The sequence below is a fragment of the Microbispora sp. NPDC046973 genome (genome assembly GCF_040644495.1).
Lineage (GTDB): Bacteria > Actinomycetota > Actinomycetes > Streptosporangiales > Streptosporangiaceae > Microbispora.
Genome location: NZ_JBEYWQ010000017.1, coordinates 71,556 through 98,023 on the forward strand (window position 1 = coordinate 71,556; position 26,468 = coordinate 98,023).

General features: G+C 66.2%; 30 protein-coding genes. 15 read left to right on the forward strand and 15 right to left on the reverse strand.

What is annotated here, in order from left to right:
- Positions 1-13 precede the first annotated feature (13 nt).
- The 4 genes from ABZ860_RS27680 to ABZ860_RS27695 all read right to left on the reverse strand — a co-directional run bounded on the left by ABZ860_RS27680 (position 14) and on the right by ABZ860_RS27695 (position 3,384).
- A complete protein-coding gene (locus ABZ860_RS27680) occupies positions 14-1,102 on the reverse strand; it encodes an SIS domain-containing protein (RefSeq protein ID WP_357225398.1) in 1,089 nt (362 codons plus the stop codon).
- A 53-nt stretch (positions 1,103-1,155) separates the two neighbouring features.
- A complete protein-coding gene (locus ABZ860_RS27685) occupies positions 1,156-1,962 on the reverse strand; it encodes a BtpA/SgcQ family protein (RefSeq protein ID WP_357225400.1) in 807 nt (268 codons plus the stop codon).
- Between the two features lie 289 nt (positions 1,963-2,251).
- Positions 2,252-2,488, reverse strand: coding sequence for a DUF397 domain-containing protein (locus ABZ860_RS27690; RefSeq protein ID WP_357225402.1), 237 nt, complete (start codon positions 2,486-2,488; stop codon positions 2,252-2,254).
- Positions 2,485-3,384 carry a DUF5753 domain-containing protein gene (locus tag ABZ860_RS27695; RefSeq protein WP_357225615.1) on the reverse strand — a complete coding sequence of 300 codons (900 nt, stop codon included), beginning with the start codon at positions 3,382-3,384 and terminating at the stop codon, positions 2,485-2,487. The genes ABZ860_RS27690 and ABZ860_RS27695 overlap by 4 nt, the downstream gene beginning before the upstream one ends.
- A gap of 208 nt (positions 3,385-3,592) precedes the next feature.
- Here ABZ860_RS27695 and ABZ860_RS27700 point away from each other — a divergent pair, with 208 nt between their 5' ends.
- The 5 genes from ABZ860_RS27700 to ABZ860_RS27720 all read left to right on the forward strand — a co-directional run bounded on the left by ABZ860_RS27700 (position 3,593) and on the right by ABZ860_RS27720 (position 8,286).
- Positions 3,593-5,098, forward strand: a complete 1,506-nt coding sequence (locus ABZ860_RS27700; RefSeq protein ID WP_357225405.1) for a hypothetical protein — start codon at positions 3,593-3,595, stop codon at positions 5,096-5,098.
- 54 nt (positions 5,099-5,152) lie between these two features.
- Positions 5,153-6,139, forward strand: a complete 987-nt coding sequence (locus ABZ860_RS27705; RefSeq protein WP_357225406.1) for an asparaginase — start codon at positions 5,153-5,155, stop codon at positions 6,137-6,139.
- Between the two features lie 25 nt (positions 6,140-6,164).
- Positions 6,165-6,644: a PPC domain-containing DNA-binding protein gene (locus tag ABZ860_RS27710; protein WP_357225409.1), complete on the forward strand. Its 480-nt coding sequence runs from the start codon at positions 6,165-6,167 to the stop codon at positions 6,642-6,644.
- Positions 6,645-6,745: 101 nt separating this feature from the next.
- Positions 6,746-7,759, forward strand: coding sequence for a hypothetical protein (locus ABZ860_RS27715; protein ID WP_357225411.1), 1,014 nt, complete (start codon positions 6,746-6,748; stop codon positions 7,757-7,759).
- Positions 7,756-8,286, forward strand: coding sequence for a hypothetical protein (locus ABZ860_RS27720; RefSeq protein WP_357225413.1), 531 nt, complete (start codon positions 7,756-7,758; stop codon positions 8,284-8,286). Before ABZ860_RS27715 ends, ABZ860_RS27720 begins: the two co-directional genes overlap by 4 nt.
- Before the next feature lie 131 nt (positions 8,287-8,417).
- Here ABZ860_RS27720 and ABZ860_RS27725 read toward each other — a convergent pair whose 3' ends face one another.
- Positions 8,418-9,635, reverse strand: a complete 1,218-nt coding sequence (locus ABZ860_RS27725; protein ID WP_357225415.1) for a hypothetical protein — start codon at positions 9,633-9,635, stop codon at positions 8,418-8,420.
- Between the two features lie 172 nt (positions 9,636-9,807).
- Here ABZ860_RS27725 and ABZ860_RS27730 point away from each other — a divergent pair, with 172 nt between their 5' ends.
- Positions 9,808-10,314: an NUDIX hydrolase gene (locus ABZ860_RS27730; protein WP_307800810.1), complete on the forward strand. Its 507-nt coding sequence runs from the start codon at positions 9,808-9,810 to the stop codon at positions 10,312-10,314.
- Positions 10,315-10,334: 20 nt separating this feature from the next.
- Here ABZ860_RS27730 and ABZ860_RS27735 read toward each other — a convergent pair whose 3' ends face one another.
- From ABZ860_RS27735 to ABZ860_RS27780, 10 genes are all read right to left on the reverse strand, one after another.
- Positions 10,335-10,868: an NUDIX hydrolase gene (locus ABZ860_RS27735; protein ID WP_357225417.1), complete on the reverse strand. Its 534-nt coding sequence runs from the start codon at positions 10,866-10,868 to the stop codon at positions 10,335-10,337.
- On the reverse strand, positions 10,865-11,704 hold the full coding sequence (locus ABZ860_RS27740; protein WP_357225420.1) for a class I SAM-dependent methyltransferase: 840 nt from the start codon (positions 11,702-11,704) through the stop codon (positions 10,865-10,867). The genes ABZ860_RS27735 and ABZ860_RS27740 overlap by 4 nt, the downstream gene beginning before the upstream one ends.
- A 51-nt stretch (positions 11,705-11,755) precedes the next feature.
- Complete coding sequence (locus tag ABZ860_RS27745; protein ID WP_357225421.1) at positions 11,756-12,679, reverse strand: DUF2797 domain-containing protein; 924 nt, start codon at positions 12,677-12,679, stop codon at positions 11,756-11,758.
- 32 nt (positions 12,680-12,711) lie between these two features.
- A complete protein-coding gene (locus ABZ860_RS27750) occupies positions 12,712-13,401 on the reverse strand; it encodes a hypothetical protein (RefSeq protein ID WP_357225424.1) in 690 nt (229 codons plus the stop codon).
- 17 nt (positions 13,402-13,418) lie between these two features.
- Positions 13,419-14,486 (reverse strand): hypothetical protein, encoded by a 1,068-nt coding sequence (locus ABZ860_RS27755; protein WP_357225425.1) that lies wholly within the window; start codon positions 14,484-14,486, stop codon positions 13,419-13,421.
- On the reverse strand, positions 14,483-15,301 hold the full coding sequence (locus ABZ860_RS27760; protein WP_357225426.1) for a hypothetical protein: 819 nt from the start codon (positions 15,299-15,301) through the stop codon (positions 14,483-14,485). Before ABZ860_RS27760 ends, ABZ860_RS27755 begins: the two co-directional genes overlap by 4 nt.
- Complete coding sequence (folE, locus tag ABZ860_RS27765; RefSeq protein WP_357225428.1) at positions 15,301-15,999, reverse strand: GTP cyclohydrolase I; 699 nt, start codon at positions 15,997-15,999, stop codon at positions 15,301-15,303. Before folE ends, ABZ860_RS27760 begins: the two co-directional genes overlap by 1 nt.
- Entirely contained in the window at positions 15,996-16,406 is a 411-nt protein-coding gene (locus ABZ860_RS27770; RefSeq protein WP_357225429.1) for a 6-carboxytetrahydropterin synthase, read from the reverse strand. Before ABZ860_RS27770 ends, folE begins: the two co-directional genes overlap by 4 nt.
- 140 nt (positions 16,407-16,546) lie before the next feature.
- The gene (locus ABZ860_RS27775; RefSeq protein WP_357225432.1) at positions 16,547-17,281 is read right to left on the reverse strand and encodes a 7-carboxy-7-deazaguanine synthase QueE; all 735 of its coding nucleotides are present in this window, start codon (positions 17,279-17,281) and stop codon (positions 16,547-16,549) included.
- Between the two features lie 211 nt (positions 17,282-17,492).
- Positions 17,493-17,948, reverse strand: a complete 456-nt coding sequence (locus ABZ860_RS27780; RefSeq protein WP_357225434.1) for an ATP-binding protein — start codon at positions 17,946-17,948, stop codon at positions 17,493-17,495.
- Positions 17,949-18,110: 162 nt separating this feature from the next.
- Here ABZ860_RS27780 and fxlM point away from each other — a divergent pair, with 162 nt between their 5' ends.
- The 9 genes from fxlM (at position 18,111) to ABZ860_RS27825 (ending at position 26,400) form a co-directional block, all read left to right on the forward strand.
- A complete protein-coding gene (gene fxlM / locus ABZ860_RS27785; protein WP_357225436.1) occupies positions 18,111-19,334 on the forward strand; it encodes a methyltransferase, FxLD system in 1,224 nt (407 codons plus the stop codon).
- Between the two features lie 722 nt (positions 19,335-20,056).
- Positions 20,057-20,800: a hypothetical protein gene (locus ABZ860_RS27790; protein WP_357225439.1), complete on the forward strand. Its 744-nt coding sequence runs from the start codon at positions 20,057-20,059 to the stop codon at positions 20,798-20,800.
- Between the two features lie 701 nt (positions 20,801-21,501).
- Positions 21,502-21,864, forward strand: coding sequence for a hypothetical protein (locus ABZ860_RS27795; RefSeq protein WP_357225440.1), 363 nt, complete (start codon positions 21,502-21,504; stop codon positions 21,862-21,864).
- Between the two features lie 38 nt (positions 21,865-21,902).
- Positions 21,903-22,337, forward strand: a complete 435-nt coding sequence (locus ABZ860_RS27800; RefSeq protein ID WP_357225443.1) for a hypothetical protein — start codon at positions 21,903-21,905, stop codon at positions 22,335-22,337.
- The gene (locus ABZ860_RS27805; RefSeq protein WP_357225444.1) at positions 22,334-22,639 is read left to right on the forward strand and encodes a hypothetical protein; all 306 of its coding nucleotides are present in this window, start codon (positions 22,334-22,336) and stop codon (positions 22,637-22,639) included. Before ABZ860_RS27800 ends, ABZ860_RS27805 begins: the two co-directional genes overlap by 4 nt.
- A 71-nt stretch (positions 22,640-22,710) precedes the next feature.
- A complete protein-coding gene (locus ABZ860_RS27810; protein ID WP_357225447.1) occupies positions 22,711-23,793 on the forward strand; it encodes a DUF4192 domain-containing protein in 1,083 nt (360 codons plus the stop codon).
- Between the two features lie 3 nt (positions 23,794-23,796).
- Complete coding sequence (locus tag ABZ860_RS27815) at positions 23,797-25,293, forward strand: ATP-binding protein (protein WP_357225448.1); 1,497 nt, start codon at positions 23,797-23,799, stop codon at positions 25,291-25,293.
- The gene (locus ABZ860_RS27820) at positions 25,280-25,591 is read left to right on the forward strand and encodes a hypothetical protein (protein WP_357225450.1); all 312 of its coding nucleotides are present in this window, start codon (positions 25,280-25,282) and stop codon (positions 25,589-25,591) included. Before ABZ860_RS27815 ends, ABZ860_RS27820 begins: the two co-directional genes overlap by 14 nt.
- Before the next feature lie 248 nt (positions 25,592-25,839).
- Entirely contained in the window at positions 25,840-26,400 is a 561-nt protein-coding gene (locus ABZ860_RS27825) for a hypothetical protein (RefSeq protein ID WP_357225451.1), read from the forward strand.
- Positions 26,401-26,468: the final 68 nt, after the last annotated feature.

Genomic DNA, 26,468 nt, shown 5'->3' on the forward strand with positions numbered 1-26,468 from the left:
CGAACTCGCGAAATCACGCCTGGCGATTGGTCTCGAAGGGCAGTCGTCCCAGCCGCCTGGCCACGAAGCAGGCAAGGTATCCCGCGAAGACGTGGTACAGCAGCGGGGAGAATTCCTCGCGTACCTCGCCGTGTACCGGCAGTACCTCGTCAGCCGCCTTGGCCAGCTCGTCATCGGCGGTGTCGGCTACGGCGATGACGGTCCTGCCAAAGGAGCGGGCTCTGTCGAGAACCACGTGTGCGCGGTCGTGGCTGCGGCCCGGAGGCGCGATCACGAAGGTGGGCATGTCCCGTGGGCGGGCCAGGGCCTCGACGTGTTCCCATTCCTCCAGATCCTGACCGGCGGCGAACGCTCCGGCCGCCTCGACGACCTTCGCCGCGGCGTACTGTGCGGTGCCGTACCCAGGACCGCTGCCGAGCATGATCATGACAGGAGCGTGGGCGATCCGCACTGCGAGCTGTTCGCATCGCTCCCTTGCCACCGCCGCAGTGGCTTCAATGGAGCCGGCTGCGGCGAGCAACTCGTTGCGCAACTGCTCGGCTTTCGCCGCCGAGTGCCGGTCCCGACGGTGGCCCAGGCCGATCGCGGTCAGGGCCATCCCCAGCAGGCTCGCCTGGTAGGTCCGAATCCCTGGTGACGGCTCGGCGCCGGTCAGCGGCAGCACGAGCGCATGATCGGCGGCACGAGTAATCGCGCTGCCGGGGGTGGTGGTGATAGCCAGGGTCAGTGCTCCGTGCTCGCGGACCCGCTCCAGTGTTTGCAGGACCCGTTCAGTACGGCCCGAGGCCGATGTGGCGATCACGACCGTCCCTCTGGGAAGGGCAGGAGGACGGTCCCAAGCCGCGCCGTACCGAAGCAGCCGAAGCGCGCTCAACGGGTCACAGGGGACATCGGTCAGCGACTCGAAGGCCAACTCCGAGGCGAGCGAGGCGTGGAAGGAGTCGCCGTCCCCTGTGAGGTAGATGCGGGACACCGTCACCCAACGGGGGTCGGCCAGCAGCATCTCCACCTGCTCGGCGGTGGGGCCGATCAGAGTGCGGAGGTCTGCGGCCAGAGCGTCGCCTTGAGCCAGCATCTCCTCCAGCGCATAGGGGTGATGCACGGTGGTCCGCCTTCCGTCTCGTCAATCGCGGGGCACAGCCTGCGCCACCGCCCTCACGGCTGCAGCCCGCGCACGATCTCTACGTACGCTTTGACCTTCCCGACATCGATGAGCCCGCCCCAGCCGCCGCGCTCCAGGCAGGTCCCGACGAAGGCGCCGTCCGCCGCGCTCAGCAGCCGAGCGGCGTTGTCATGGTTGGTGTGGCCGGCCAGGATGATCGGCAGATCCGGTGTCGCGGCGCGGACCGCGGCGATCATCTCCAGCGCGGTCGCCTCATCCTCATGACACAGGGAGACGGCGTCCGCGCCGACCTGCCGGGCAGCTTTCGCCACCTGCCCGACGGTCTTGCCGCCGCCGAACCAGCTGTAGTGCATCGACTCCACCTCGGCGATGATGTCGACGTTCCAGGCGTCAATCTTCTTGCGGTACTCCATCACCGACAGGGGATCGGCCTCGACCATGCCGTGCGTCGTTAAAGTTGCGCCCACCAAGGCGCCCGCGCGTACGAAGGAGCCGCCGGCTACCTTCGCCACAGCCAGCGACGCCTGCACCGCGTTGCGCATGAGCTGCACCCCGACATGGAACTCAGGACGGGTGACCTGCGCGACGGCGCGAGTGATGACGCTCATCGCCGCGATCCGCGCCGGATCGGACTGCTCGCCGGTGCTGTAGACACGGTCCACAGTCTGGATCAGACACCCGTCCGCACCGCCCTCGTCCAGCGCACGAGCCGAAGCGACAGCGTCGTCGAGTATCTGCTCGAAGCTGCCCCCGCGATGAAACGGTGTCCCCGGCAGAGGCTGCAGATGAATCATTCCGAGGACGGTCTTGTGCCTGCCAAGTGCCTCGAGGTTGTGCACGCCGCCTCCGATGATCAGTCGCTGCCGCGATGAACGTCGTGCTCGTCATGCCAAGATCGGCAAATCCGACCATGTCACCTTCTCGACAGACGGAACAGTGATGGGAAGGTGACAACATCACGTACGCTCGTGCGAGCCTGCGGCGTCCTTGAGATTCAGATATCACGGCGGGAGCACCGGTTATGACTGCGAGGCCAATTCTGGATGAGGGCCGGAAAGGGGTTCCGGCGTGATCGTTACTTATGCACCGGATGCCGTGCGCGATGACCGACCTCGTCGGCACGACTCTCTAGAGATCGAGAAGGAAGTCGAAGTTTCCCTCTTTCGCCCCCAACAGCCACGCCTTGGCTTCGGCGGGCGTGAACACATGGGGCTGACGATCGGGATTCTGGGAGTCGCCGAGCAGGACGTAGCGGTCTACGACGGCAACGCGCACGCAGTTTCCGCCACCTCCGCTGTGCCGGGAGACCGTCCACTCGACGTTGGTTAGGTCGAACGAAGACGGGTGCGGCTTGCGCGGTGTCACTGCTGTAGCTCCTTGATCTTTTCCTTGAGAAGTGCACGTGTATCGTCGGGGCTGAGCGCCCGCTCCCACAAATCGGTGAAGACCTGGGTATAGCGCCCGACGTCCGCCTCGTCGTCGAAGTACACCGAACTGGCCATGGTCTCCACCCACCTGACGGCACGGGCGGCTTCGGGGAAGTGCATGAGCACGAAGGGGCCCGCCATCCCGGGGTGGCATCCGGTCGAGTCCGGCAGGACCCGGATTGCGTTTCGGGGTCGCTCGGATTCGGCGAGCAGTCGCTCCAGCTGTGTCTGAGTCACCGCCTGATCTCCGACGATGGGGCGGAGCGCGCCCTCGTCGATGAGAGCGCGGAAGTCCTTGAGTGCGCCGTCCGACATCTGCTGCTGCCGGTCCATGCGAACGTCTACGAGGGCTCTGACCTCCGCGGGCCTCAGTTCGGGACGCATACCAGCGATCACCATCCGGGCGTAGTCCGGAGTCTGGAGGAGCCCCGGAATGAGAGTCCTCTCGTAGTTGAAGAGTGCGGCGGCCCGACGCTCCATCTTCAGAAAACCTTCGAACTGCATGGGGCCAAGCAGCGCCTCGTTGCGCCGCCACAGCGCAGGCCGTGGTCGGCCGGTCGGCATCGTATCCGCGTTTACAAGCTGCAGGATCTCGGAGCGTTCGGTGGCGTCGGCCTGATAGCAGTCCAACAGGGCCTCGGCCAGCTCGCGCGAGACCCGGCGTCGTCGACCTCGCTCCAGCCTGCTCAGTCCGCTCTTGTCGATCCTTATGCCGCGTTCGCGTAGCACTGGGTGCTCGGCGACATCGCCTTGCGTCATGTTGCGGCGCTCGCGCAATTCTTCGAAGCGAAGCCCGACCTCACTGACGAGCAGCGACCATGGCGGTTGCTTCATTTCCGGCACGGGGGCCAGTGTGACGGCTCTCCATGAGTCGATACAACCATCTATCGAGCAATTTGCTCGACCATGTTGCTAACCCCGGATGGAGGGAGGATCCTGGCCCGGGGGCACAGCGGGCGGGGAGCCCGTTGCTTCATCTGGCACCTGCCGCTCTTGCGCCGCTGGACACCTGTCCGACGTTCGACTCGGGAGGACTGACGCGATGCCCCGCCCCACGTTGTTCCGCCTCCTGGTCCAGGAGCGCCACTGGGACAACTGGGTGGTGTTCTGCGACCACTTCGAGGAGGCGGCACGGGCGCTCGCCAAGGAGACTCGTGATCCTCGGCTTGCAAGCGTCACGGTGGCTCGGCGCACCTTCGACCGTTGGTTCACCGGCGACTGGTACGGGCGCCCGCAGAAGGACGCGGCGCGGGTGCTGGAGCGTCTCCTGGGTTTTCCCCGGACGGAGCTGTTCGCGCCGGCGCCTGATGTCCTCGAAGCCCGAAAAACGGTCCACGACCGCGGCGGCCTACGGGCGTCCATCGAAATCGGCCAGCGATGGCCCACGTCGCGGCTGTTCCTGTCCGCAGCAGATGATGTCGCGGACTCTTGGGAACTGGCGGGCCGTAAGGTCCTGGACGGCACCACCTCCGCTGTCCACTTCCTTCCGGCGGCACGGCGCGATGACGAGGTCACTCTTTATCCTCCGGACCCTGGAGCCCTTGCGAGGTTCCTCCGGCAGGCTCGGCGTGGCCTGGTCGTCGGGGTGGAGGAGCAAGACGACGACCTGCGTCTCTACGTGATCGACTCCGTGAACGCCCGCAAGAACCTGGCCGCCTTCACCCCACAGGACGAAGGACTTGCGGTCCCCGCTGCCCACGAGCTGGACGACCTGACGTACGGCATTCTGTGGTCCTTGGTGCAGCTCGACGACGGGCTCCTTGCAGACGACCAGGTTCTGGATGAAGAGCAGCAGGTGCTCAAGACCTATCTGCAGCTTCCACGCTCGGCGCCCAGCCGAATGACCCTGCCTTTACTCACGTCGGTCGGGGCGAGATGGCTCGGCTCCTCGTTCTGCGCGCAGCACATCCAACGTCATCTCGATGAAGCGCCGGAACCGCCGATGTTCTGGACCAGAGAGCAGACGGGTGAGGAGGCGGCTGCCTGGCTGTTCTTTCGGCATAAGATCGCGTACCTGCAAGGCCTTCGGCACCGGTTCGGTGGCGCGGCCAGCCCACTGGCGCGGACGTTCTGCATCCCGGAGAACGAAATCGCCCGCACCGACCGCTACGAGCGCGTGCTGCTGTTTCTGGCTATCGCGCTGATGGAGATGTACGGCATCTGCGTCCAGGTCACGACGCACCCCGAGTACTCCGCCGTTGACGGGTTCGCGCTGGTGCCCGGCGAGCGCGCGATCGTGGCGAACTGGGTGCGAACCGAAGCACTTTGGGTGGCGGACATCACCACTGCACGGGCTGACCTGCGTAGCTACCACGAGGCCGCCAGGGACGCCGCCGAGCAGACCATCCTGCAGGGCCCCGACCCCGAGACGAGGTTGCGCGCCCTGGCCGGTTATCTCGACCTGGACTGGAAATGGGTCACCAATCGGTGCAATGACCTGGGTGATTGCGGCTTTGCCAACGTGGTGAGGCCGCGCAGCAGACTGATCAGCATCGACGCCCTTGATGAGGTGCTGCGCTTTCTTGGAAGCCTTGCCCCCGATCGTTAGGCCCGCAAGGCTGACCCTGTCCAGCAGTCGGCCCCTCCCACAGAAAGGCACCCTGTGCCAGACAAGAGCCGCATCCTGGTGGTCACCCTCGGCGGCACCATCGCGATGACCAAAACCTCCGGTGAGACCGGCGGGGTGACACCACGCCTGACCGGAGCCGACCTCGTCGCCGCGGTGCCCGGTCTGGGTGAAGGGGCCGCGATCAGCGTCGAGGACTTCCGCCGGGTCCCGGGTGCGTCACTCACAGTGGACGACATCGCCGAGCTTGCCGAGCGACTTCGAAAAGCTGCGGCCACCGGCTCGGACGGCTTCGTCGTCACACAGGGAACCGACACCCTGGAAGAGACCGCCTTCCTGCTGGACCTTCTTTACGACGCCGACGCGCCCCTCGTACTGACCGGGGCAATGCGCAACGCCGCCATGCCGGGAGCCGATGGGCCGGCGAACCTGTTGGCGGCGGTGCGCACCGCCGCCAGCACCGATGCCCGCGGCACGGGAGCGCTCGTAGTGTTCGCCGATGAGATTCACGCGGCACGCCACGTACGGAAGGTCCACTCCACCAGCATCGCCGCCTTCGCCTCACCGGGCGCCGGTCCCATAGGACACGTGATCGAAGGGGTTCCGCGGCTGCACTTCACACCCGAACGTCACCGCGCAGTGCCACCGCCGGTACGGCCTGCCACCGTCGAGGTCGTACACACGACCCTGGGGGGCGACAGCTCGGTGCTCGACGGCCTCGCGGGCCGCGCGGATGGTGCGGTCATCGCGGCATTCGGTGCCGGGCACGTGCCGCAGAACTGGATCGGGCCCCTCCAGCGGCTGGCCGATCGCATTCCGGTGGTGCTCGCCTCCCGGACCGGTGCAGGCAGCGTCCTCTCCACCACCTACGCCTTCCCCGGCTCCGAGAGCGACCTGCTGGCCCGGGGGCTGATCAGCGCCGGCCAGCTGGATCCGTACAAGGCGCGGCTGCTGCTCCTGGCCCAGTTGCGGGCAGGAGCCGACCGCGCGACGGTCGAGACCGCGTTCGCCGAACGCTGCTGATCACACTTACGAGCAGGAGATCCGCATGCACGCCGCCCAGTTCAGCCGGGGCCGGGAGTTCATCTTTGCCATCGACCACGGAGAAAACTTCTTCGCCTCACTGGAGAAGCTCTGCGCCGACCACGAGATCCGCGCCGGCTACATCCCCACCTTCATCGGGGGGTTCAGCTCCGCCAAGCTGGTCGGCACCTGCGGCCCTTTGGAGCGTCCCGATGCCCCACTGTGGGATCACGTCGAAGTGAAGACGCTCGAGGTGCTCGGTGGCGGAACGCTGGCCTGGGATACCGACAGGGACTGCCTGGCGCCGCACATCCATGTCTCCGCCGGGCTGAAAGCCGAGTCCGCCGACGGACGAACCAGCCACTTGCTCGCTGCTCAGGTGCAGTTCATCATCGAGCTCGTCATCGTGGAGATCACGGATCCCTGCCTGACCCGGCCTCGGCAACCGAGCCTGTTCGACGTCCCGCTGCTCACTTTCGGACAGCAGCCGCAAAGACCCAGGTAGCGGGCTATTCATGTCTACGGCCCTATTTTGCCGGTGCTCCCCCTTCCTAGGTTGAGGTCGCGAATGCCCAACATCCTCCGCATAGCGGGCATAATGGCGGCGTGGGAGAGGTCGATCACCCTAAGTCGCCTGGTGCGTGCCTGCTAGTAGAGGGGCCCGAGGATGTGCAGCTTCTGCGCCACTTGCTTGCATATGTCGACATACCGTTCACGGTCGAGTACGTCGGTAGTGAAACAGCACGCACACGCCCCTTACTGGAGCTGCTCGCTGACCACAAGTTGATCATTGTCTCAATCATGGGCCAGCGACCTCCTCCCGAGGTCATATCGGCAATCGTGGAGGTATCCCTCAGTCCGAGGCCGGTGCTTCTTCTGGCCGCCGATCGAGCGACCACGGCAGAATGGCCCGCAGCTCTACATAACCTTCCCGTGGTCTTCACTGACGGTGACCCTGGGGTCATAGGTAAGCGACTTCGTGTGACGGTTCAACTCCTGGTCAGCGACTATGAGAGAGACTTCGAGAGGGCGGTCGCAGCCCAAGTTCGGGCCGAACGAGCCAAAGAATCCGTCTACGGCTCAGATATAAGACAGTTAAAGCCCACTCGAATCCACCCTGGAAATGCCCTAGAGAGATTGGAGCCCGCGGATGCGCTCGTCGGCTACTCCGGCACGAGCCACCGCCAACTCGTAGTCCAAGCAAGGGAGGATTCCGGTTCATTTCTAGAGCAGAAATTCGGAGTCTGGCTTGTTCAGGATCTCGGGAATCGGGCCCTAGAGGCTCCCGGCGATTCCTCCAGCAGGGCAGTACTGGCTCCGCCGGACAGGCCCTGGGACGCGGCTATCTGGGTTGACGCGCTCGGCTCCCCGAACTTCAACCCCGTCCTTGTGAAGTACGGCCGCGATGAAAGACAGATAGCTGATCTGCAGGAAAGCATGTTCGACCTGCACCTGCTTTTCGGCATCTTTATCCACGATGATGGCGGGCCGGAATGGGAGATCGGCAACGATGCCATCGTCGTCAGTATCGGGATCCATCAACTGGCTCACTATAGCAAGCGTCAATTCCGCAAACTTATGGTGGAGACCCGCGACAGGCTGGTGCTCAGCCAGCCATGAGCATGACCTTTGCGGCGCGTCTACAGCTTGCCCTTAGCCAGCTGGATCAAGCGTCCCACACTACCGGCAAGGGCATGCGTCTGCAGCAGGTCATGGAGCTAGTGATCAATGCGGCGCCTGGATTTACGGTCGTTGACCGCAACAAACTGGACATGCCTAAGAGTGCGGAAGTCGATTTGTGGATATCCCATGACAGGCGACCCACCATACCTTTCATCGATCCACTCGTCCCGATCGAGTGCAAGAATGAAGAAGGTAGGGCTTCGGCCAGTCAGATCCGAGATTTTGCCGGAAAGATCCAGGCAACGGGCGGGGCGGACGGCCTCCTCGTGGCCCGCAAGGGCCTATCTGGGGAAGGCCTCGAAAGTGCACATAACGCGATTCATAGCTGGCTGAACAATGGCATTAGAATCCTGGTCGTGACCGGCAATGACCTATCCAATCTACGCAAGCCTAGTGACTTCGCACCTCTCCTGAAAGAGCGCTACGTAGAGCTCCGACTCAATCGCACCTACGTCACTTTGTAGCTGATTCAAGGCGCGATTTCCTGAGCTGGCCAGTGTGCACGGGGGTGGATGCGTTTGTGGCGCGGCAGTCAGCCGTGGTGCCCGTCGCCCGTGTACTCGCACTTCCCTCAACGGGGCAATTTGCAGGCGGCTCAGCGGGTCGTTGTCGATTTAGGGGCCAGCGCAGGTCGGGCGGCGACGGTGTCGCGTAAGAAGCTGAGCTTGGAGTAGAAGGTGCGCTGCTCTGCCAAGCCGCTTGTCGCAAGGTGGTCCGAGAGCCAGTAGTCGATGCGTTCCATCTCCCGCAGTACCTCATCTTCGTCATGCTCCAGAAGGCTCCGCGAGCGCCGGTACTCCAGCTCACACTGCGACAGGACCACCTCGGGTGCCGCCATAAGGGAGCAGTGATCGAAGAAGCTGCCATAGACGTGGCCGGTGCGCATCGACTCGCACTGGGCGTCGTAGCGGACGCGCCGGAAGGGCGGCATGGCCCGCACCTGGAGGCCCAGCCCTGAGCGTAGGTACTTTCCGAAGCCGTCTGGAGCGACCTCGATGTCGGTGTAGAGCTGCTCGCGGCGTGCGAAGGCGTCCTCCGCATACCACTTGCGCTTCAGCACGTGCTTCCCGTCGACGGTGGGGATGAAAGACGCGTAGCCGCGTTCCGCGTCGGGGGCTGTGACCTCGAAAAGATGGTTCTCGAAGGAGTAGATCTGGAATTCGTCGCGGTACTCCGGCCGGCAGTTGGGCAGCTCGCCGTAACGGAGGGCCTTGAGCAGCTCCATCGAGGCCGCCCAGATGTCCGTGCCCGGCGCCAGGTTGTACTTGTACTCCAGTTCTGTGCCCGCGAAGTGGGTGTGGAAGTACCTCAGGTGGTTGTTGAGCCGGAGCGCCGACGTCCTGTGTGCGGCCAGCATCGGGTCCAGCCAGCGCAGCGCTTCCACCGAGCCTCCGCCAACCGGCTCGGGAGTGACGCGGACGAAGCAGGCGTCCTCGGGGTGGAACCGGATCTGCGCGTACGCGTGGTATCCGTCAGGGTGTTCGGCCAGGTAGCACAGCGGTACCAGACCAGGAGCGGAGGCCTCGCCGATCATCTCGCGCAGGGCCGCGCCGGCCATGGCGTCGGGCAGCAGGGCACTGCCCTCGATCAGGCCGCCTCCGAGCGGGGTGCTTTCTGCGGTCAGGGCGGTGACCTGGCACATACCGAGCGCGTCCCACCTCACGACTACCGTGATGCTCGGGACGCAGACCTCCTGCGAAGGCACCCGGACCAGGACGATCGGTTCGTCCGGGCGGCGGGGCGCGATCCCATTCAGCAGATGGACTCCTCCCAGGACGACCCAGGTGCCTCGCGGCTGCGCGTCATTGTCCATGGCTGGTACCTCCTCCAGGAGCGGGCACGTCAGCGTGCCTCTCCATGTCGTCGCTCTGGTTTCCGCTCGCCGCCTACACGGTGCGCGCCCGGAGGGTCATCCGGCCGCATCCACGGACCGAGCCGGGTGGCGGCATAGGGTGTGGCGGGTGACTCACGGTGTGCCTGGACAAGTGACCTTGGACGCGGCGATCGCTGATGCTCGTCTCGCTGTACTGGAGTTCGACGACGCTCGGGCCTGGCTGGATCGGGCCCGTCAAAGGCCAATGGAGCCGCTGGCGGCGGAGGTCTGGGTGACCGACCCCACCTGCAAGCACGTCCTGCTTGTGAGGCATCGCTGGCGCGGTTGGGTGCCGCCCGGAGGCAAGGTCGAGCCAGGTGAGACACCACGAGCCGCCGCGTCCCGCGAGCTCGCTGAGGAGACCGGTCTGCGGGCTGAGCTGCTGCCAGTTCCGGCGGCGGTATCCGTACGTTCCTACCGTGCGGACTGGTCGCCGACGCTGGGCCTGTCGTATGCCGCGATCATCGACCGTGATGTCCCGCTCCACGGACAGAGCGGCCAGCCGCCGAAGTGGTTCCAACTCGGCGACGAGTGGGAGAGCGTCTTCCCCGAGGATCGCGACCGTATCCAGACGCACGTGCGCAGCCTGGCGGCCGAGCACCTGGGCGAGGTGGGCTGAGCCCCGTCGCGGACCACCCATCAGATGATCTTGTCGATCTGGGCGAGGACGTCGTATGGCAGCGTCAGAAGCCGAAGGTCGTGCAGGAAGCGGGCCCATACCGGAGTCAGCCCAGGTTGCTCCCTGAACTCCGGTTCGCTGATATGCCCAGTGGCGTAGGCAGCGGTGCGTTGCGCGTGCCGCTGGAGCTGATCAGGGTGTATCCATCGGGGAGCGCGTACCTCTCGAGGGGACGGGCGGAGTGGACCGGTTGTCTGAGCCTGGTAGATCCACCAGCGGTGGCCGACTTCGCCGCTGATCGAGCGACGGCACCGGTTGAGCCGCCATGCGGTCAGCAGCAGGTCGAGGTGGGTGACTGCCATGCCTACTTCTTCGGCGACCTCCGCGATCGCGGCCTGCTCGGGGCTGCCGTGCTGGTCGATGTGACCGGCAACGGGGGCGATACCGGGGGGTGGCGTCCCCCGTTCGAACATCAGGAGTCCGGCCGGCGAGGAGATGAGCACCCCGACGCTTGTGCGGTCGCAAAGTGTGTCGGGGAAAGCCAGTGCGGTCATGGCTTCTCCCCAGGCCGTTGGGCGACGACGACGAGCCAACTCGTCACGATCGGAGCTTCGGAGGTGGTCAGGGCATACGCCTTGTCCAGGATCTCCAGGCGCTGCTCGTGGGTGAAGTCGCCGACGGGCCGGGCGAAGATCGGGATCGAGAGCCATGCCTTCTTCTCCGCCATGGTGCTGTGCTGAGCGGTGACCTCGGTGTCCAGGACGGTCAGCCCTGCGGCGGCTAGGTGCTCGGTGGCGGCCTCCAGTGACAGCTTGGGTTGTGCCTCCATGGCTGGGGGCGGCGTGTGGCCGTACTCGCGGACGGCGATCTGGTGGATCAGTGTGGTGAGCGAGGGGCCAGTGTGCGCGGTCTTCTCGTCCGGGTGGGCGACTCCCGCGAAGCCACCGCCGACGTTGAACACGAACCGGCCGCCGGGCCGCAGAACGCTCCGAACCGCGGTGAACACGGCCGGGACGTCGGTCTTCCAGATCGCCGAGTTACACACCACGGCGTCGACCATGCGGGGGACGTGCTCAGCAAGCTCCTCGGCCTGGGCGGTGGCCCATGACAGGCGCGGGTCGGTCACGGTACGTCGACCAACTCGCTGCATGGCGGCGGCGTTGTCCAGGGAGATGACCCGGGCCTCGGCTGGGACCAGGGCGAGGACCGCCTCGGCAGTGGCGCCGGCTCCGCCGCACAGGTCGACCACCAGGCGGCTGACGGAGAGGCCTGCGCGCCGGGCCAGGTCGCGGCTGGTAGCGCCGTACATGGGGAAGTCGCGGGTGAAGGCGGCGTACGCCTCCGCGGTGGTGTCTTCGTCCCAGCCGAGAAGGGCGTCCTGGGGTGCCATGCTGTACCTCGCTTTGGGGAGAAGAGTCGCGCTCGGTCGCAGGGCTGAGGTTCAGAACAGGAAAGCCTGGACCGCGGCACTCGGGGAGGAGAACGGGCCGAGGACGATGCGGCGGCCGGTGAGCGCGCCGAGGTCGAGGACGTAGTGCATCTCCTCGTCTCGGTCGAGGACGGCGAGGATCTGTGAACCGATGCAGGAGACGGTGGCGAAGCCGTGCTCACCTTTCCGTAGGTCGTACGGATAGAGCGCCCGCTTACTCCTGCCCGTGCGAAGGAGGTCCCCTTCGGCTGACGGGGTCCATGCCTCCAGCACCAGCGGAGCGTTCATATCAGTGAGCGCGTCGGCGGCGCGCGCGACATGCTCCTCATGGGCAGTGCGGGCGGCAGCCAGGTCGACCAGGCCGGTCAGGGCCTGGAGCTTGGCCGCGGCCCGTACGGTCTGCGGCAGTTGCAGGCGGCGGGCGAGCGCGTCTTCGAGATAGCGAACGGCGCGGCCGTCGGGGCTCTTGGTCACGTAGGTAGCGAAAAGTGCGCCCTGTTCGTCGAGGCGGGAGCGCTTGCGTGGCTGGGCGGCGGTGCCGACCTTGGTCGCTCCGTCGGCGAAGGTCGCCAGGTACAGCCAATGCGGCTGGGCCATGTAGCGGACGAGCGCCTGGGGGGCGTGGCCGCCCTGATGGAACTGGTGGGCGAAGCGGAAATCGTCCTGCCGAGCGCACCGGGCGCACTGCCCGCTCTGCTCCGCGGGCGCGCGGTCGGGGCAGGCAAGGGCCTCCACACGGACGGAGTCAGCGAACTGGTACCGACCCGTGCACCAACGGCCGGCGTCGGTCACCCGGAAGCCGAGGCGCTGGCCCATGAACTCGGCGTACGGCAGCGGCCCACCGGGGAGCGGAGCGAGCAGCAGCCGGGGACCGCCGGTCGCCCAGGTGACGCCGTGGCACACATACTCGGCGGCTTCGAACAGAGGCACTGGCACGATGTGTTTCCTCGTCGTGGGGTGAGGGTGGTTCAGATGGTGAGCTCGAGGCGGCCGGCAAGGGCGTCGGCTACGGTCTTGAACACGGCGTCGCGGTCCATGTCGGTGACGTCCAGGGACAGCCAGTTGCCGCGTTGTTCCTGTTCGTTCAGTTGGGCCAGGACGGTGTCCTGGTAGCGGATGAAGTCCCCGTCGCCGCTGCCGGAGTGGCCGGTCTCCAGAGAGGTGAACTCGCCCTTGCGCCGCAGAGCTTCGCGGGCGCCGAGGCGCAGAAAGATCACAAGGTCGGGTTCGGTGAGGTGGGCGAAGACCTGCTCGGCGAGGTGCGTGGAGACGGCCGGGTTGACCGCGTAGCGGGCGAGGATCTTGTGGTGCGCGTTGTCGAGAATGACGTGGGTACCGGCGGCCAGCGCGGGCTGGATAACCAGCTTGTCCTGGAGGGAATACCAGGCAGCCAGCGCCAGCAGCCAGTAGTGGTCGCCGCAGGCTTGGGCGACCCGCACGTCGCGGCGGTAGACGAGTTCGTTGAGCCGGTCCAGATAGGCGGACAGATCAGGGTCCATGAGGACGTCGGTGGTGTGCTTGCCGACGAGGATGGCCGGGTGGCCGGTGTCGAGCAGGGCAAGGTGCAGGCGAGCGGCGAGAGTGGACTTGCCCGCCCCGTCGATGCCGGTAACCGTGATCTGCCGCCCGCGGGCGGCGGAGTATGCTGCGACCGTCATGGTCGTATCCCTCCGTTTCAGATGAGGCGGGCTGCCAGCCGGTTCGTGAGGATGTCGCGGATGCGGCCGACCAAGAGGGCGCGCCGCCGGACGACGTCACCGTGACGCTCATTCGACAGGTCCGCGGGGTAGTGGCGGGCGAGGTTGTTGGAGATGACGTGGAGGTAGCCGAAGCCAATCCCCGCGTTGCGCGCAGCCGCCCCCATCGAGCCGATCTCGGGATCCACGAAGGCGTGCTCGGCGTGCCTGGCCAGCCAGTCGCGGTTCTCCAGCAGGATCGATGGGGAAGTCACGTGGAGGCCCGTGTGCACACCGGGCTGGGCGACGGCGAAGTCGCCGAAGAAGTCGTTCCACGTGACGAGCTCACCGTCGACGAGGCTGGCATTGCCGGTCGCGAGCATCGTGTTGGGCTCGATCTGGGGTGCCAGAGCGCCGACCTTGCCCACGTAGACAAGGTCGCTGGCCCCGAGCTCGGCCAGTCGGTGGACCACGCGGCCGGCAACGTCGCCCCAGATACTGTGCCGGAAGCCGAGGTAGACCACACGACGGCCGTGCATCGTGGCCCGGTGCCAGGCATAGCCCGGCCCGTGCGTCCATACCGCGTCGGCAGGTGCCAGATGCTCCAGCGCCCAACCGACGATGACCAGGTCGCCGTCGAGCCCGAGGTTGAGCTGCTCGACGGCCGCACGGCACAGAGCTGGGTCGGGCAGTTGGTATGTGACGTTGTCAGTGGGACGACCGGTCATCGCGAGGTACGTCGCAATGATCAGCCCGTAGTGGTGGACGTAGTCGGTGCCGGGGAACGCCTTGACCAGCAGGTCTCGGCCGTGGGCCTCTGCCGTGGGGCGCTCCCAGTTGAAGAGCTTGCCGTCCTTCTCGTACCGGGAGATCTCCGCTCGGCGGTCATATCCGCCAATGACCCGGATGTTGTCCCAGGACTGTTCCTGAACGAGGTGGTGGACCTTGATCTGCAGGTAGCGCAGCAGGCGGCCCGGGCTCATCGTGTGCCCGTCCACATCGATCGGCGCCGCGGGCAGAACCGCACTGGTGCTGCCGGCGAGCATCTGGTCGGGCGCGAGGCTCATGAGCGAGCCTCCGGGATCCGCACACTGCTGCCCGCTGCCGATCGGACGACGGCGATGTTCCGCCGGATCAGGTCGAACCGCTCCTCCGGGATCGGACCGAGGTGTTCGATGCGCGGAGTCTTGGGCTTCTCATACGGCCCGTCGAGGAGCATCGCGATGCCCAGCGCGCCGAGCACGACTGGGGCGGCGCCGTCGACGGAGGCAATCCACTCATGCTCGCGCTGTTCGACCAGCTCCAGATGTCCGGTTCGGCCGAGGCCCAGCAGCCGGTAGACGATCCGCTCGTCGAGCATGCCACGGTCCTCCAGGTAGCGGGTGGCTGTCCACCGCGTACGGCACAACTGCTCCTCGGGAGCGGGATGCCGGGAAGCGGGCAGTGCGATCGCGCCAACGTAGTCGCTGGAGACGAAGTGGTCGTAGCAGCGCAGCCACTCTTCGTCGTCCGCCGCGTGCAGTACTGCGCACAGGCGGAACTCATCGCTCATATCGTGGATCTCACGAGCGGCCTCGTCACTGGCCTTGATAGTCGCGGCTCCGTCCCGCATGACGTCCGGAAGGATGATCTCGCGGGCGCCGACCGCGCAAGCAGCCGCAACCAGATCGGCGGCCGGCAGAGCGTGGCCGAGATCGAAGACGCCATTGTCGACGGTGATCTCCGCGCCACGTTCGGCCTCCCGACGGAAGAACGCCCGATAGGTGGAGTCGGACAAGAGGCGCTGGGCGGCCACGTGGTGCACGCGGGCCGGCTCCTGGGCGACGAACATCTCCAAGTATTCGGGCGGCGCGATCACCGAAAAGTCGATGGTCTTGGCCATCACACCGCTCCCCGCTGCCCCGCGGCGATGGTGAGGAATTGCTGGGAGAGGACCGGATCGTGCTTGAAGAGGCCGCCGACCTGCAGGGTGGTGGTGCGGGCGGCTTCCATCCGCACCCCCCGCATACTCATGCACAAGTGGGTGCCGCGGACGGCGACCGCCACATCCTTGCCGCCGACCACGCCGGCGATCTCCTCGGCGACCTGCCGGGTGAACCGCTCCTGCACCTGAAGCCGTCCGGCGTACCGCTGAGCGATCCGCCCGAACTTCGACAGCCCGATCACCTCACCGTCCGGCAGGTAACCGATTGCGACTTCCAGGTTCATGGGCAGTAGGTGATGCTCGCACAGGGACCACACGCTCATGCCGCCAACCACGACGAGCTGAGCGCTGAGGCGGGTCTCCGTGAAGGACGTGACCATGGCACAGGGCTCGGGCGTCAAGAATGAGCTCCACCAGGACGCGACCCGGGCCGGCGTGTCGACCAGGCCCTCCCGCTCGGGGTCCTCGCCGAGCGCGGCCAGCAGTTGGCCGATCAGCTCGGTGACGCGCTTGGTATCGACCGGTCTCGGCGCTGCAGGGCCAGGCTGTGCTGGCACGGCCGCACTCTGACCGGGCGTGGAACCGTAGACGGCGTTCGTCATGGACGTCGCCTCGGTTGCAATGGTGGGGGAATTGAACATGGGGTGGGCGCTCATCGCTCCTCCACGTCGAAGCGAGCCCAGCTGTGCTCCGTCTCCCGGACCTGGACGGCGACAAGTCGGCCGGGGATGCCCGGCTCGACGTTCTGGATGAACCAGCCGGCCAAGAACTGAGCCAGACGCTCAGAAGTCGGCTCGACGGGCATGATCTCGTGCAGGTTGTGGTGGTCAAGCTCGGTATCCAGGAACCTTCTGAACGGCGCGAGGTCCCCGAAGTCGGTGACGAAGCCTGGGCCTTCCAGGGCCGCCGCAGTGAGGATCAACTCGACCTCGTAACTGTGCCCGTGCTGCCGCGAGCACTTGTGCTCCGGCGCGAGGCTGGGGAGCCGGTGCCCGGCCTCGAAGTCGAACAACTTGCCGATGGTGTGCTTGCCCGGCGGGAGCGATACCGAGCTGAAGTCCATGGACTCCCCCTGAACGTGAGTTTCGGCGATATGAGCGGCTGGGGACCGCAAGCCAGGTGACTGCTGGTTGTGGGTTCTCGGGAAATGACGTGAGAGCGCACCTGACCTGCGATTCTGTCGAAGAAGGTTCATCCACAAGGTCAGCGGCCTCGCTTGTCACCCCACAGCAGTACGTGAAGGCGTTGGGTCATCGACCAGCCGCGGGCGATTACGTCGTCGGCCAGCTCGCGGGCCCGAGAGATGACCGCGTCGGGAGTCGTGCCTTCCGGCATCACGTACACCGGAGTCAGCCCGTAGCGCTGCACCAGATCCTCGATCTCGTCCAGGTTCGACCTGTCGGTAGCGACGAACTTGAACGTCGAGCGACCGCTTTCGGCCAGGGCGGTCAACGCCTCGGGGACGATGCGCATTCTCTGTGGCACGCCGGCGTTGGACAGCTTGGGCGAGACATTGAAGCGGACACCGTCGATGAGGAGTCCGGAGAGCGGCGCGAATGTGCCATTCGTCTCGAACTCCACTCGGCGGCCGGCGTCGACCAGGCGGCGCACCAACGGGACGAGCTTCCTCTGCTGGATCAGTGGTTCCCCGCCGGTGATCACCACGAGTGGCGTATCCAGAAGCAGCAGTTCGTCTCCCACCTCCATGACGCTGCGCCGCGACGACTCGTTGCGCAGGTCGTATCGGACGTTGTCCCAGGTGTAGGGGGTGTCGCACGGCATCCGCCCGCTACAGGTCAGGTTGCACCGAGAAAGGCGGAGGAAGGCCGCCCGCGTGCCGAGGCTGGGCCCTTCGCCCTGGAAGGTGGGGCCGAACAGTTCCGCGACGATCAGGCCGGTTTCCCGTATCGAGATGGCAGCGGTGCTTTGCTCGCTCATGGTTCTCCTGCTCGCATCAAGCCACGTGATGTAAGGCCTGAGATGTTCGGGACGCTCCACCGCGCGGCGTAGTCCGTCACGAAAGCGTGATCGTTTCCGCAGTTGCGGACGGCTGTCGCGCCAAGCGCTGCTCGGCGGCTGCGCGGCGGACACACAAGGGACGTGTGGTCACGCCGCGGCAGGTATCGCGGCGGCCGGTAGGACGCCTGCGTCACAGGGCACTGCCGGTCAGGTCGAAAACGGCCACGACGGCTTTTCCCCCTTGAACCGCCTGGACCATCCAGGCAGTCGCGAACTGCGCGACCAGGAACAGGCCGCGACCGCCCTCGTTTTCGACATTGCCAACTTGGTCCACCGATGGAGCCGTCGGGATTGCACTGATGTCAGTTCCGCGGTCGAGGACGCCTACCGTGACGCCTTTCTCGTAGACGTCCAAGGTCATGGAGACGACTCCGTAACCGTGCTGTAGGGCGTTGCCGACCAATTCGTCGGCCACGAGCACCGCGTCGTCGATCTGCTCCCTACTGGCACGGCCAGACAGTGCAGTCCGTGCCTGCTGTCGGGCGACTGACTGGGGAGCGGCGATGCCACTGAGGTCGAAGTCGAAATGGTCAACCAGTTCTCCCAGAACGTAGTCGTGGACCAACGCGGCGGTCGTCGGGGACACCCTCGTCTCCTCGCGGTCGAGACGCCCTTCGTCTGGACCGATGTCGGCCCGGGCTCTACCGTGACGCGCCGTGCATGGCAGCGATACGCCGAACCGTCGCCATTTCGTGGCCATCTCTGGGAGACAAGCTGGATACAGGGGTCTTTCGCTAACGTCGGGCGAGTGTCCGCCGACGCTCGTTCACCGAAGTCCGCCGATCGCCTGCGTGCCGACCTGGTCACCGCACTCAGGGAGCACGGATCGATCCGCTCCCTCGAGGTCGCCGCGGCCTTTGAGAAGGTCCCGCGGGAAAGGTTCGCGCCGGAAGCACCGCTCGACGCCGCCTACTCCGTCTGGGATGTCGTCGTCACCAAACGCGACCCTGACGGCAAGGCGACCAGTTCCATCAGCGCGCCCTGGCTGCAAGCCGAGATGCTGGAAGCCGCCCGGCTGACCCGCGGCACGCGAGTCCTGGAGATCGGCTCCGGCGGCTACAACGCCGCGCTCATCGCCGAAATTGTTGGCCCCGACGGCTTCGTGGTCACTGTGGACATCGATCCCTGGGTCACCGAGCGGGCGGCCCGCTTCCTGGCCGACACCGGATATCCACAGGTCAAGGTCGTTCTCGGCGACGCCGAGCACGCTGCCAACGAGTACGGCCCGTTCGACGCCATCCTCGTGACCGCCGGCGCCTGGGACTGCCCCTGGGGGCGGCTCCTCGCCCCGGAAGGCCGAATGGTGGTCCCCCTACGCTTCGCCACCATCACAAGGTCCATCACCTTCGTCCACGACGGCGACCGGCTCCGAGGCCTGGACCCCACCGTGTGCGGGTTCATCCCCATGCAAGGGGCCGGGGCGTACAAGGACCAAGAAGCCGTCCTCGCCGATGGAGCCGTCAAGCTGACGATCGAAGGCGGCCCCGGCCTCGACGTCGACGCGCTCGGCTGGGCGCTGGTCGAACCTCGCACCGAGTTGTGGACCGGTGTCGAGGTCGGCAGAGGGGAGCCGTTCGACACTCTCAACTTGTGGCTGGCCACGGTCGAGGACAGGTTCGGCATGATCTGGCAGGACCCAGAACGTGACCGCGATCTCGTCCAGACCGCCGTACGCTGGTACTGCCCAGCTCTCATTACTCGCGATAGCTTCGCCTACCTCACCATTCGCAACGTTCATCGCCCCGATGAGACCGTGGCCGCGGGCTATGAGCTTGGGGTATACGGACATGGCTGCCGCGGCGCCGAACTCGCCCAGCAGCTCCGTGAGCAAATCAAGGTCTGGGATCGCGAGTGGCGCCACCACCACGAGCCGACTTTCAGCCTCTATCCTGCCGAGACCGCAGTGCCGAAACCGGAGGTAGGCCGAATCTTCCCCAAGCGGCACACCCAACTGGTCATGGCCTGGACCTGAGGTCTGCGGCCTGTATGACCCGCAGGGCCTGTGTGCTGGCTATGACGGATGCGGATGTGGCGTGGCTCATGCATCAGTTTCCTGTTCCTCGCGAGGTCAGGGCCGATGCTTTTCGTGAGGCGCTTGCCATTCTAAACCGACAGCGCTCTGCGCCGACTCAAGTCGTGACCGTTCAGATGACCGATGACAGGCCAATGGGCAGCCGATTGAGAGTGGCTGACGGCAGGGTGACGAAATCCCAGGTCAGGGAGGTAAACCCCTAGCCATTCGGCGACCCGACTGACTGGCAACCGTCAGCTATCAGAGGGCCGGCGAGTCGATAGATGAATTATGTTTTTCCTGTTGAATCCCAGGATTGCCGAAGTGTACATCCTTCAATTTCTTCTGTTTCTGGGACTCAATCTAATCCCGCCTTGATTTGGCTAGAATCTTATCTGCGGCCGGTTCTGTCGCCGATTCCCGGACTTCTCCTCTGGAATGGAAACTCCTCGCCAACTGGACATTCTTCGTTCGGTCGGCCCGTCATTAACCAAATACAGTAAAGAAACGCCGAATGTCGTTGAGCTGAGCGCCATTCTGGGGTTGAATTGAACCGATCAAAGGCAGTAGGAGTGCGAAAAGCGTGCTCCTCACGAAGAGATCGGAGACGGAAGATGTCCAAGGGGGCTCCCGGAAAGTGCGTTCCCGCCAACGTCCCCGGGGAGACGCTTACACCGGAAGACATGGCAAGGGTGATGCCGGAAGACTGGGCGGAAATCCGGCGGCTGGCACGCGGCTATTGCCGAACGGTCGACGCGACGCGATCCCGTAAGCGCATGGACGGAAGCGCCACAATAGTCAAGCAGGGACACGCGCCGTACGGTACCGATGATGTGTCGGATGACGTCACACAGGATGCCGTTCTTCTCTTCGCCCAGCGCATCCGAGACATAATTGCTTCCTGCCGTACCGCTCCTGAAGGCACGGCAGAGTCCCCCGCGTGGGTCTACGTCCGGCGCGATGGCGGCGAGATGACAATCACGCGGACCACGCTGCAGAGGTGGGCGGTTCGCGATGCCGCCGCGCGGAACGGATACCGCATCGATGTTCCTCCGAGCGATGTCGACGCCACGCCCGGCGCTCAGCTCATGCGTGGATTGCCACACGCCGAGAACGTCTCACGGGCGGCCGTAGCTTTCTGCACTGCGCAGAACAGTGCCGTCATCTTCCGTCAGGCGTTCGGAGACGGTCAGGACTTCCCAACCATCACGGATGTGATGGAGGTAGCGGGTCAGGCCAATGACCTGGGCCGTGCGGGGGTCCTGAACAAGGTAGCTCAGAAGCGCTACGGGGGCGCGTACGGCTCTCGCCGGAACGTGATCCGGGTGCGTGATGCCGCACGGGCGGAGTGGCGGGAACTGTCGGAGCGTCTTGACGACGTCAGGAGCGCGATGGTGCACGGCGGAACCAATGGCGTAGAGGACTGACGCAACCCGTTGAGAGGGCCTCAGAGAGCGTTCTGAGGCCCTTTCTCATGCCCTCAGGATGCGCCGCACCCCGTTTCAGAGCCACAAAGTAGCCGGGCAAGTACGGACGCTTGGGCTGTTGTACGTCCCGTATTCAAGTGAGAGCGAAATCCGCCTGTGCGCGTCTGCCGCGTCCGGTGCGGTGTTCGCTCTTACGGTGCTGTTCTGCGGCTTGGTTGCTGAGCTGGAAGAGCGGCAACAGACTGGAACTCCTGACCGTTCGTATAGTGCGCGTTGACGTTGGTAAAACGTCACCGGGTGCGGACGGTCGGGCCCTTCCGGTCACCGTATTTAAGTGAGAACGGAATCCGCCGGTGCGCGTCTGACGTGTTCGATGCGATGTTCGTTCTCACATGTTGTTCTGTGGTTCACGTAGCCGTGCCACAGGACGGCAAGGAGGCCGGAACGGTCGGCCGTCGGTGCGGCGTGCGCGGCAATGCTGCGGAAATGTTGCCGCGTGCGGACGGTCGGGCCGTTCCGGCCACCGTATTTAAGTGAGCGCAATTCGCGACGCGAGAGCGCCGGACACGCCGGAATCCGCCATACGTGAAAGCGCGTCCTGATTCCCGCATGCGCCGGACCGTACGAAGGGCCGCCGGACAGGCGTCGACAAGGGGGGCAATCGTATGGAGGTGAGGTCTGCCGGCCCGCCAGGCTGGGCTGTGGGAGACCTGACGGTCTGCGGCGGGGGCCGCGTGATGCGCGTGGCCGCGTTGGGTGAGGTTCGCCCGGACACTGCGACTCTGGTTTCCGCCGCTGATCCCGGCGGCGCGCGTGAGTACGTGGTGACGGTGGCGCTCACGCCGATGCCCAATTCGGTCAAGGTGATCACCTGTTACGGCTGCCTGGCCAAGACCCATCTGTGGATCGACGCCACGCACACCAACCGGGCATCGGGGGCGCGTGTGCGATTGATCCGCTGCTCACGCTGCTTCGTCGATGCCCTGGATTTCCGGGACTGCGAGATCCACGCGGTCAGCTCGACCGTACGACCGCATCACCTGGCCCGCCGTCGCCGGTACTGACGGCCGCCATTCCACCTACCTGAACCTATGGAGTCGCCATGGCGATGACGCATGCCCTGACCCTGCCACCCGGATGGATCATCAGCTCCCGGCTGGTGCCCGCGTGGCAGATCGACACCGATCACCTGTTGGAAGTGGAGGCCGCCGGGCGGACCGATGAGGGCCGGATCCGCTGGCGATACCGGCTGTCTCGGCGCCGCCGCACGATCTTCTCCGCGTCCGACATCTGCTCGGGTGTCGGAGCGGTTCTGACGCCCGATGAGCTGATCAGCGCGGCCCGGACGGTCCTGCACTACCTCACTCTGCGGCCGGGCGACACCGACGCCGACTATTTCGACTCCTACACCGGGGCTCAGCTGGAGTGGCGCGACCGGTACGCCGAAGAGCTGTCGATCTACGCGATGGACGAGTGGTGCGGCTACTGCGGCGGAGACCACGCCTCGCCCGGCTGCCCATCCCGCTGTGGGGGATGAGCGTGGGACGTTGGTTCGGACTCTGGTCCGGCGGCAGCGGCTACGGCCCACCACAGCCGGATGACCTGGAGGAGTTCTCTTCCCTGGCCGATGCCCGGCGCAAGCTGGCCGATCGGCACCGGTACGGCTATTGGCAGCGCTCGCACTTCGCGTTCACGCACCGCGAGGCCGCCGACGTCCTCACCCCGTGCGTGGGTGACGACTGCGAGATCACGCTGTACGGCTCCGCCGACGGGCTCGACTACCCCGATCAGCGGATCTTCCTTGGACCGCGCGGCGGCGTACGCGTCGAACGCTGCTGATTCTGTCTCTCTTCATTCCATCGCCCTCGGCTGATCGCGCCGGGGGCTTCTTCATGCTCAGGAGAACACTCATGACCTCTCGCCTGGATCACACGGTACGACTGAGCCGTCCGGCGGACCTCATCGCGATCGTGCCCTACATGCTGGGATTCCACCCGGAGCGCAGTATCGTCGCGATGGCGTTCGAACCCAGCACCGCCCCTGACAGCACGGCCCGGGGGCTGCGGTTCAGCATGCGGTTTGACCTGCCGGACCGCTCGGAGGACACGCCCGACCTGGCCCGGCGCTTCGCCGGGTTGCTCACCCGCAACGGCGCCGAGCGGGTGGCGCTGATCGGGTACGGGCCCGGGTGGCACGTCACACCCGTGATGGACGCCGTACGCGGCTGTCTGTCGGATTCGGGGATCGACACGATCGACGCGCTGCGGGTTGAGGATGGCCGTTATTGGTCGTACATGTGCCCCGATCCCGACTGCTGTTCACCGAATGGCGTGCGGTACGACGCGGGGACCAACCCGGCCGCCGCGGCGGCGGTGTTCGCCGGGTACGTCGCCCAGCCTGACCGCGCGGCGTTCGCGGACACGCTCACCCCAGTGGACGGGCAGGACCGGGAACAGGTGCAGGCCGCGACGCGGGAGGCCTGCGCTCAGGCGCGCAGCCTGCTGGCCGCTGGGGGTGATCACGACTGGTACTACGAGGGCCTCGACCGGATCGCCGCCGCAATGGACCGCACCCAGGCCGGGCAGGACCTGTCCGCCGACGAGGTCGCCTGGCTCGGCGTGCGGCTCACCGCGATCTTTGTACGCGACGCGGCGATGACCTTCATTGGCCGATACGACGACGACACGCACATCAGGCTGTGGACCCAACTCACCCGGCGAGTCGAACCCGACTTCGCCGCCCCTCCGGCCACGCTGCTGGCGTTCCTCGCACTGCGCACCGGAGACGGACCCTTGGCGCGCGTCGCCCTGGAGCGGGCGCTGTCGGTCGATCCCCGCTACAGCCTGGCGGGCCTGATCCGCACGGCTCTGGACTGCGGGCTGCCCCCGGAGGCGGCCGCCGGGATGGACTGTGCGGGCATGGCCGACGAGATCGCGGATAAGGCCGCGCAGTTCCCGGACGGGACCCGCCCGGTGCTGCCGGTGGGGTGGTGAGGCATGGGCTACGCCTCCACTCGATCCGTCGCCCTGATCGGCATCACCGCTCATGTGGTGGGCGTCGAGGCCGATGCCGCACCAGGTGACGCGGAGTTGCATCTGGTCGGCCTGCCGGAGACGTCGGTCTGGCCTGCCCGCGCCAGGATCCGGGCCGCGATCCTCAACAGCGGAACAGCCTGGCCGGACGCGCGGATCACGGTGAGCGTGACACCGGTGATCCCGCCGGTCTACGACGCGGCGGCTGATCTCGCGCTGGCCGTGGCGCTGCTGGCCGCCGCCGGTGTCATCCCGCCGGAACGGATCGCCGGGCGGGTGTTCCTTGGCGAACTGGCGCTGGACGGCGGGATACGCCCCGTCAGGGGCGTCCTGCCGATGGTGGCTGCCGCTGTCCGGGCCGGAATCAGCAGAGTCGTCGTCCCCGCCGAATGCGCGCGGGAGGCGGCGCAGGTGCCCGGCGCCGTGGTGATGCCCGTAACCCGGCTGGCCGACGTGGTCGACCAACTCCGCCACGGGACCCTCCGCGATCATCACGGCCAGGAGCCGGAGCCTGCGCCGTCATCGTCACTCGCCGTAGACCTGGCCGACGTGCCCGGCAACCCGGCTGCCCGCCGCGCGCTGGAGGTCTGCGCGGCGGGCGGGCACCACCTGTTCCTGTCCGGCGACGGCCCGGCCACGATGCTCGCCGAACGCCTACCGGGCATCCTGCCGCCGCTGACCGACGAGGCCGCCCGCCAGGTCGCCGAGATCTACTCGCTGGCCGGACAATCCAACAGGGCACCGAGGATCACGCCTCCGCTGTCCGCGCCGCACCGTTCGGAGACTCCTGCGGCCATCTTCGGCAGCGTGGCGGGCAACCGCCCCGGTGCGGTCTCACTCGCCCACCGCGGCGTGCTGCACCTGGCCGACGCGCCGGAGTTCGCCCGTCCGGTCCTGGACGGCCAGTGCCGGCCACTGGACAGCGGACAGGTCCACCTTGCGGGCCTGGGCCGGAGCGTCCGCTACCCGGCGCGGTTCACCCTGGTTCTCGACGCCCGCCCATGCTCGTGTCCGGAAAGTTGGGAGGAGTGTGCCTGCACACCGGAGGCCCGGCGCCGCTACCGGGCACGCCTGGCGCTGCTCCTGTCGCGTGTCGCCGTACGTGCACCTGTCGAGTGGGGGGATCGTGGGGCGCGGACGGGTGAGCCGAGTGCGATGGTGGCCGCGCGGGTGCTGGCAGCAAGGGTGCGGGCGGCTCACCGGCTGGCCGACACACCATGGCGGACCAACGCCGAGGTACCCGCGTCAGACCTGCGCACGCGCTTTCCCGTGGCCCTGGAGGCCGCCGAGCTACTCCGATCGGAGGCCAACACCGGGCTCGTGACGGCCGACGGGCTTGCCCGGCTGCTGCGCGTGGCCTGGACACTGGCAGACCTACGCGGCGCCGACCGCCCACAGCTCGACGACGCGGCGAGCGCCCTTGAATTGTGGAAGGGGGCAGACGGCGATGGAGCCCGGTGACCGCGTCCTGGTCCGCCCCTTCTTCCACATCCCGGTGCGGCCATGGTGGACGGAGTCCTACCAGTCTCCCTTTTACTACCCGAGCACAGTGACCAAGGTCAACGAGCAGCGGGGACGCGCCTACGTGGAACTGGACGAGTCGCTTTATCCCACACCGTGGCAGGACCGCATCCAGCTCTTCCACATCAGCGACATCCACAGATACGGCTGTCGCTGCCAGGAGTGCGCCAAGCCCGGCCGGGACATCTACCGATTCCGCGCCGACCAAGAACACATGCGCAACGAAGAGCAGCCATAAAGCCGCTTGCCGATCGGCGGGCACTGTCCCGATTCGGGAAATCCGCTAAACCTCTTAGGCCTGCACCAAATCAGGTTGCAGCGCGTCAGGGCCTTGGGGGCGGACGTTCGGGCCGCAACGGCCCCCGTATTTATATGCCAGCAATGAGCGTCTATTCGGTCGAAGTGATGACGCTAGATTGACTCAGTCTGCGCTCTGGGCGGGCCTGCTTTGAACCCGTCAATCAATAATGCGAAAGGAGTCCGTGAGTGAACGAATGGGAGCTCGAGGAACTGGTGATCGAGGTCGCTGAGCATCTGGACGGCTTCAGCCCTCTGGTGCGGCCCGGTCATCCGGCCTACCTGACGGGACCAGCCGGCGCCCGGCTCGTCGTGCATCCGATCTGGAATCAGCGGGGGCGGATCAGGGTGCTCGGTGTCTACCCCGGCGGCAGCAGAGGAACGCTTCCCGGCCTGCGGCGGCATGAGATCACGGTGACGGCGGCGCGAGGGGCGAACTTCGTCGCGAAGAGGATCGAGCGCCGCCTACTGCCCGACTACCGGCGAGACCTGCTGGCCTGCCGCGAGCGGATGGCAAAGAGGGCGGCCGAGAACGGCACGCGGGCCGAGATCGCCGAAACCCTGGTCGAGCTGCTGCCGGAAGCCTCGCTCACCGAGAACGAGCGAGAGACCGTCGTCCGGTGGCGGCTGGACGGCGCTTCCGGCTCGTTCACCGTGTACGGCGACACCACGAGCGCGATTGAGATTCGCGCGGCCGATCGTGAACTGACCGAACGCATCGCCTACGCCGTACAGCACCGCTCCACGTGACCTCGCCCGAGCTTCGGCGCTCACGCTGGAGAGGCGGGCGAATCAGGAAAGTCGACTTACCAAAAGTA

What these genes read in the sequence shown, in the direction of transcription:
- ABZ860_RS27810 (WP_357225447.1), top strand. Translation starts at nt 22,711, where the DNA reads ATGACCTCTCGCCTGGATCACACGGTACGACTGAGCCGTCCGGCGGAC.
- ABZ860_RS27790 (WP_357225439.1), top strand. Translation starts at nt 20,057, where the DNA reads ATGGCAAGGGTGATGCCGGAAGACTGGGCGGAAATCCGGCGGCTGGCA.
- ABZ860_RS27735 (WP_357225417.1), bottom strand. Translation starts at nt 10,868, where the DNA reads ATGACCGCACTGGCTTTCCCCGACACACTTTGCGACCGCACAAGCGTC.
- ABZ860_RS27695 (WP_357225615.1), bottom strand. Translation starts at nt 3,384, where the DNA reads ATGAAGCAACCGCCATGGTCGCTGCTCGTCAGTGAGGTCGGGCTTCGC.
- ABZ860_RS27820 (WP_357225450.1), top strand. Translation starts at nt 25,280, where the DNA reads ATGGAGCCCGGTGACCGCGTCCTGGTCCGCCCCTTCTTCCACATCCCG.
- ABZ860_RS27755 (WP_357225425.1), bottom strand. Translation starts at nt 14,486, where the DNA reads ATGAGCCTCGCGCCCGACCAGATGCTCGCCGGCAGCACCAGTGCGGTT.
- ABZ860_RS27760 (WP_357225426.1), bottom strand. Translation starts at nt 15,301, where the DNA reads ATGGCCAAGACCATCGACTTTTCGGTGATCGCGCCGCCCGAATACTTG.
- ABZ860_RS27770 (WP_357225429.1), bottom strand. Translation starts at nt 16,406, where the DNA reads ATGGACTTCAGCTCGGTATCGCTCCCGCCGGGCAAGCACACCATCGGC.
- ABZ860_RS27710 (WP_357225409.1), top strand. Translation starts at nt 6,165, where the DNA reads ATGCACGCCGCCCAGTTCAGCCGGGGCCGGGAGTTCATCTTTGCCATC.
- ABZ860_RS27700 (WP_357225405.1), top strand. Translation starts at nt 3,593, where the DNA reads ATGCCCCGCCCCACGTTGTTCCGCCTCCTGGTCCAGGAGCGCCACTGG.
- ABZ860_RS27815 (WP_357225448.1), top strand. Translation starts at nt 23,797, where the DNA reads ATGGGCTACGCCTCCACTCGATCCGTCGCCCTGATCGGCATCACCGCT.
- ABZ860_RS27740 (WP_357225420.1), bottom strand. Translation starts at nt 11,704, where the DNA reads ATGGCACCCCAGGACGCCCTTCTCGGCTGGGACGAAGACACCACCGCG.
- ABZ860_RS27725 (WP_357225415.1), bottom strand. Translation starts at nt 9,635, where the DNA reads ATGGACAATGACGCGCAGCCGCGAGGCACCTGGGTCGTCCTGGGAGGA.
- ABZ860_RS27775 (WP_357225432.1), bottom strand. Translation starts at nt 17,281, where the DNA reads ATGAGCGAGCAAAGCACCGCTGCCATCTCGATACGGGAAACCGGCCTG.
- folE (WP_357225428.1), bottom strand. Translation starts at nt 15,999, where the DNA reads ATGAGCGCCCACCCCATGTTCAATTCCCCCACCATTGCAACCGAGGCG.
- ABZ860_RS27800 (WP_357225443.1), top strand. Translation starts at nt 21,903, where the DNA reads ATGGCGATGACGCATGCCCTGACCCTGCCACCCGGATGGATCATCAGC.
- ABZ860_RS27720 (WP_357225413.1), top strand. Translation starts at nt 7,756, where the DNA reads ATGAGCATGACCTTTGCGGCGCGTCTACAGCTTGCCCTTAGCCAGCTG.
- ABZ860_RS27805 (WP_357225444.1), top strand. Translation starts at nt 22,334, where the DNA reads ATGAGCGTGGGACGTTGGTTCGGACTCTGGTCCGGCGGCAGCGGCTAC.
- ABZ860_RS27750 (WP_357225424.1), bottom strand. Translation starts at nt 13,401, where the DNA reads ATGACGGTCGCAGCATACTCCGCCGCCCGCGGGCGGCAGATCACGGTT.